The sequence below is a fragment of the Bradyrhizobium sp. genome, assembly GCF_016462955.1.
Taxonomy (GTDB): domain Bacteria; phylum Pseudomonadota; class Alphaproteobacteria; order Rhizobiales; family Xanthobacteraceae; genus Bradyrhizobium.
Window position 1 is genome coordinate 1,111 of sequence record NZ_JAEMSD010000448.1, and the last position, 4,576, is coordinate 5,686.

The following is a 4,576-nucleotide window of genomic DNA, read 5'->3' on the forward strand; positions in this document are numbered from 1 at the left end:
ACCGTCGTTGCAGCATTCAACCCCTCATCTCATCGCGCTTCAGAACGTCGCTGCCATTGCAGCGAGGCGTTGATGGGCTCGTTCGCGGGCGGCATCGATCGGCGCTTGCGGGCCGGTGGTCGGACCGATCGGCACGAAGCGGACATTTCTGATCCCGATGAAACGCAGGATTTCGCGCAAGTAGGGCGTAGCCATGTCGATGCGGCCGCGGTTCATGCCGGTGGCGAAATCGCTGCCGCTGGCGATGATGACCAGCGTCGGCCGGTCAGTCAGCAGCGGCAGATATCCTTCCGAGGGATCGAACCGGAAGGTGAGCCCGGGCTGGACGATGATGTCGAACCACTGCTTGAGCTTGTAAGGAAGGCCGAAGTTCCACATCGGGGTCGAGATCAGCACCCGGTCGGCGAGCGAGAAGCGCAGCGCCATTCGCTCGGCCTCGGCGAAGCTGTCTCGCTGCGCATCGGTGAAGGCCCGAGCCTTCATGCGTGCGTATTTGGCTTCGACGATGGGACCTGCAAATTCCGGCATCCGCTCGCGCCAGATGTCCACGACATCGACGTCCCAGTCCAGCCGAGCCTGGCGGAAGCCGTCGAGAAAGACGCGCGCGCCGGCAGTCGACTCAGAATCGGCGCGCGGCGAGCAGGCTAGGTGCAGCAGCTTCGCCACAGCTCATCCCAGCGCTCTGATGACGGTGTCGGCCCTGGTCACCACCGCAACGTTCTGCATCGCAAAGTTGATCGAGGCATTGTGCCAGTCTGCGTTCATGGTCGAACAGCAATCCTCCGGCACGATCATGAAATAGCCCTTGTCGGCGCCGGTGCGCGCGGTGTGCTCGACCGACATGTTGGTCCAGGCTCCGGTGTTGATGATCATGTCGCGGCCGGTGGCTTTCAGGATCGTTTCCAGCCGCGTGCCTTCCCAGGCGCTCATCCGCATTTTCTCGACGACGAAGTCGCCGGGCCGCGGTTCGAGGCCGGACACGGGCGCCGCCCCCCAGCTTCCACGCACCATCGCCTTGCTGTCGACGAGCCCCTCGAACAATGGTGCATTCAGCGTGACGCCGGGGGCGCCGGGCTCGACGACGAACCAGACGTGGATGATGGCGACACAGCGGGCACGTGCGGCCTCCGCCAGACGTCGCACATTCTCCACGACATGCTGTTGCTTTGCGTGACCCGGCGCGCCTGATTCGGCGAACGCGCCGCCGTCCATGATGACGTCGTTCTGAAGGTCCTGGATGATCATGGCGCAGCGCTGCGGATCGAGCCGCATCTCGCCGTCGGCGAGAATGGGCGCGGCCGGCGCGGTGCTCGACGTTGCGCCGTAGCCGGCGCGCCGGCCGCTCATATACGGCTCGTGCCGCGGACCGGCCTTGGTCGGGATCGCATAGACCGAATGCGTCGCGGTCAGGTAGAGCGTGCGGAAATCCGACCCGCCCCAGGCGAGGTTGGCGACCAGCTCCGGCGCGCGCACCTTGCCCAGCAGCTCGCCGCGCGGCGAATAGACCCAGACGCCGCCGGGGGCGGTGACCCAGACATTGCCGTGCTGATCGCACTTCATGCCGTCGGGCAGGCCGCCTTCGAGTTCGGACTTGATGCCGCTCGCAAACACCCGCGCATTGGCCAGCGAACCATCGCCGTTGACGTCGAAGACGCGGATCAGGGCCTGCACGGTGTCGTTGACATAAAGCAACTTCTCGTCCGGCGAGAAGCACAGCCCGTTCGGCTGATCGAACAGATTGCGCTCGACCACGAGCTTCGGCTCGCCGCCCGGCACCACGCGGTAGACGCCCTGGAAACCGAGCTGGCGCGGCCGCTCGACGCCGTAGACCGGCATGCGGCCATACCAGGGATCGGAAAAATAGATCGCGCCGGACGAATGCACGCAGACGTCGTTGGGGCTATTGAGCTCCTGGCCCTGGAAATGCGAGGCCAGCACCTCGCGTCGTCCGTCCGGCCGCTCGCGCACCAGCGACGAGGTCGCATGCTCGCAGACGACGAGGTTGAGCTCGGCGTCGTAGGTCATGCCGTTGCATTTGTTCGACGGGCGCTTGACCTCGACGACGCCGCGCCGCGCATCCCAGCGCCGCCGCACGTCGCCCGGCATGTCCGAGAACAGCAGGTAGTGATCGACCGGATGCCAGATCGGCCCCTCCGTGAAGTCGAAGCCGGTGCCGACCTGTGCCACCGGCGCATAGGGATCGATCAGGGTCTCGAACTCGCTTCGCAACGTCACATGCGTCATGGGTCGATCCTCGACAACATCAGGCCGGGAACCAGTTGCGCTCGGGTAGCGACTGGACCATCGGTCCGGGGACCTGATCGTGCAGACGCCCCACGACATTGCCGCCTTCGATCTTGGCGGGACGATCGTGGACCGGGAGCAAATAGCGTGAGGTGCTCAGCAGCTTCTTGATCGCGGCCTTTTCCGCGCGCTTGCTGGTGCCGTGGTTGCCGGTGGTGCGCGGCTCCCAGTCGTTGATCTCATGGAAGGGCGTGACGATCTGATCGTTGAAGTCGTAGATCACGTCGCCGCAGATGGTCGCGATGCCGTCGGCGGTCTCGACGATGACGTTCATCGAACCCTCGGTGTGGGCGTTGGCGGCGTCGCAGTAGACGCCGGGCATCAGCTCGATCGGACCGGTGATCTCGAGGTCGAGGAAGCGCAGCGCGCTCTTGGTGTGCAGGCGGTCGATTAGGTGCTTGATGTCGGGGGCCGGGTATTGCGGGTGCATCAGCCCGGAGACTGAATATTCGAGCTCCTTGCGGTTGAGCACGACAGTCGTGTTCATCGGAAACAGATCGTCCTTGCCGGCATGGTCGATGTGCAAATGCGTGTGGCAGACGAAGCGGACGTCGCCCATGCGCACGCCGTGGCGCGCGAGCTGGTTCTCGATCATGTTCTCATGGTACTGGAGCCCCCGCATGCCCAGGGTCTCCATGATCTGGTTGGAGCGATAGCCGGTGTCGACCACGACAGGATATTTGCCGCCGAGGATCAAAAAGCCGAGCGTGAGGACGCGGCGGGTGCGGCCGCAGTCGCGGCCGAGCACCAGGAAGCTCGATTCCAGCTCGATATCGCCGTAGTCCAGGATCTTGATCTCCAGCGCCATTCGTTTCCCTCCTGTCTCGTTTCTTGTCCGTCAAAGCCGATAGACGCGCGTCGCCGTCGTCCTGAAGATCGCATCCTGCTGCTCCGCACTGAACGGGGCGGCTGCGGCGCGAAAGGCTGCGACGAGCTCGCGGTAACTGGTCCACAATTTCTCGATCGGAAAATTGGAGCCGAACAGGCAGCGTTCGGCGCCGAAGATCGCGACGGTATCGGTGAGCACGGCCGCAATGTGCGCGGGATCGTTGCGATGGATGAAGGTGCCGAGCCCGGACAGCTTGGAGACCACATTCGGGCAGGCCGCGAGCCGGGCCATCCCGGCGCGCCAGGCTGCGCGCCCTGCCGGCGACGGGTCTTCGAGCATGCCGGCATGTTGAAGGATGAACGTCACGTCGGGGCAGGAGTCAGCGAGCTGTGCCGCGTCTGGCATCTGCGGCGTGAAGACCTGGAGGTCGAAGCTCCAGCCGTAATCGGCCAGATGCGCGACGTTACGGCGGATCACCGGATCGGCGCAGAGGTCCGGTCGCGCGGCGAAGCGATAGAGCGGGTTCTCGTGCCAGTGCAGCTGCATGCGCACGCCGCGCAGCAACGGGTACCGCTTCAGGCGAGCGAGTTGCGGGCGCACGTCGTCCACGGCAAAATCGGCGTAGGCGACGATGGCATGCGGCCAGCCGTGCTCGTCCGCCGTCCGCTGCACCCAAGCGGCCTCGTCCTCGAAACGGTCGTTGGCCCAGTTGGTCTGCACATAGACGGAGCGACTTACACCGCAGTCCTTGAGATCGCCGAGATATTCCTCGATTGGATAATCGCGCCGGATCGGCTCGTATGGGCCGAAGATGCGTGGCTGCATCGGGCCGGTCAGCCAGGGCAGATCGGCCTGCCGCCAGATGTGGTGATGGCCGTCGACGATATCGTTCACGCAGCTCTCCTTCCCAGTGCCAGGACGTGGGCGACGATCGATGCGCTCGATCCGCCGTCCACGAGGTCGTCGACGAAGCGTTCGATGGCGACGAGCGCTTCGGTTTGCGGGCGGAACGCAGGGCTCGTTGCCAGCGGCGTCAGCCAGCTCAGGCGCCAGGCCCGCCGCGACAGTTTCGCGACGGCGTCGCGAAGGGTGTCGGGCTCGCCCCGCTCGAGCCCGTCCGACACGATGACGACAGCGGCGCCGCGGGCGTAGCCGCCGAACCGTGGGACGGCGAGGAACGCCTGCAGCGCGTCGCCGATGCGGGTGCCGCCGTCCCAGTCGCTGACGAGATGCGCCGCCGCATTCAGCGCCTGCTCGCGGCGTTTCAGCCGCAGCGCACGGGTGACACGGGTCAGCCGCGTGCCGAAGGTGAAGACCTCGACATTGGGCGCGGCCTGCACCAGCGTATGCGCCAGCTTCATGTTCTCCTCGGTGCGGCTTTTCATCGAGCCGGAGACGTCGATCAGCAGCAAGACCTTGCGCGGGCGCTGCCGTCGCTTCATG

The 4,576-nt window shown here is 65.4% G+C and carries 5 protein-coding genes; all 5 read right to left on the reverse strand.

The window, feature by feature from the left end; translation table 11 throughout:
* Positions 1-39: 39 nt before the first annotated feature.
* Positions 40-666: an NAD(P)H-dependent oxidoreductase gene (locus tag JHD07_RS31255; protein WP_291629162.1), complete on the reverse strand. Its 627-nt coding sequence runs from the start codon at positions 664-666 to the stop codon at positions 40-42.
* Positions 667-669: 3 nt separating this feature from the next.
* Entirely contained in the window at positions 670-2,244 is a 1,575-nt protein-coding gene (locus tag JHD07_RS31260; RefSeq protein WP_291629163.1) for an isochorismatase family protein, read from the reverse strand.
* A 19-nt stretch (positions 2,245-2,263) separates the two neighbouring features.
* Positions 2,264-3,112, reverse strand: a complete 849-nt coding sequence (locus JHD07_RS31265; RefSeq protein ID WP_291629165.1) for an MBL fold metallo-hydrolase — start codon at positions 3,110-3,112, stop codon at positions 2,264-2,266.
* Positions 3,113-3,142: 30 nt separating this feature from the next.
* Positions 3,143-4,027, reverse strand: coding sequence for an amidohydrolase family protein (locus JHD07_RS31270; protein ID WP_291629166.1), 885 nt, complete (start codon positions 4,025-4,027; stop codon positions 3,143-3,145).
* Positions 4,024-4,576 (reverse strand): VWA domain-containing protein (locus JHD07_RS31275; RefSeq protein ID WP_291629168.1); only part of this gene is annotated, 553 nt, incomplete at its 5' end. The genes JHD07_RS31270 and JHD07_RS31275, both read right to left, overlap by 4 nt.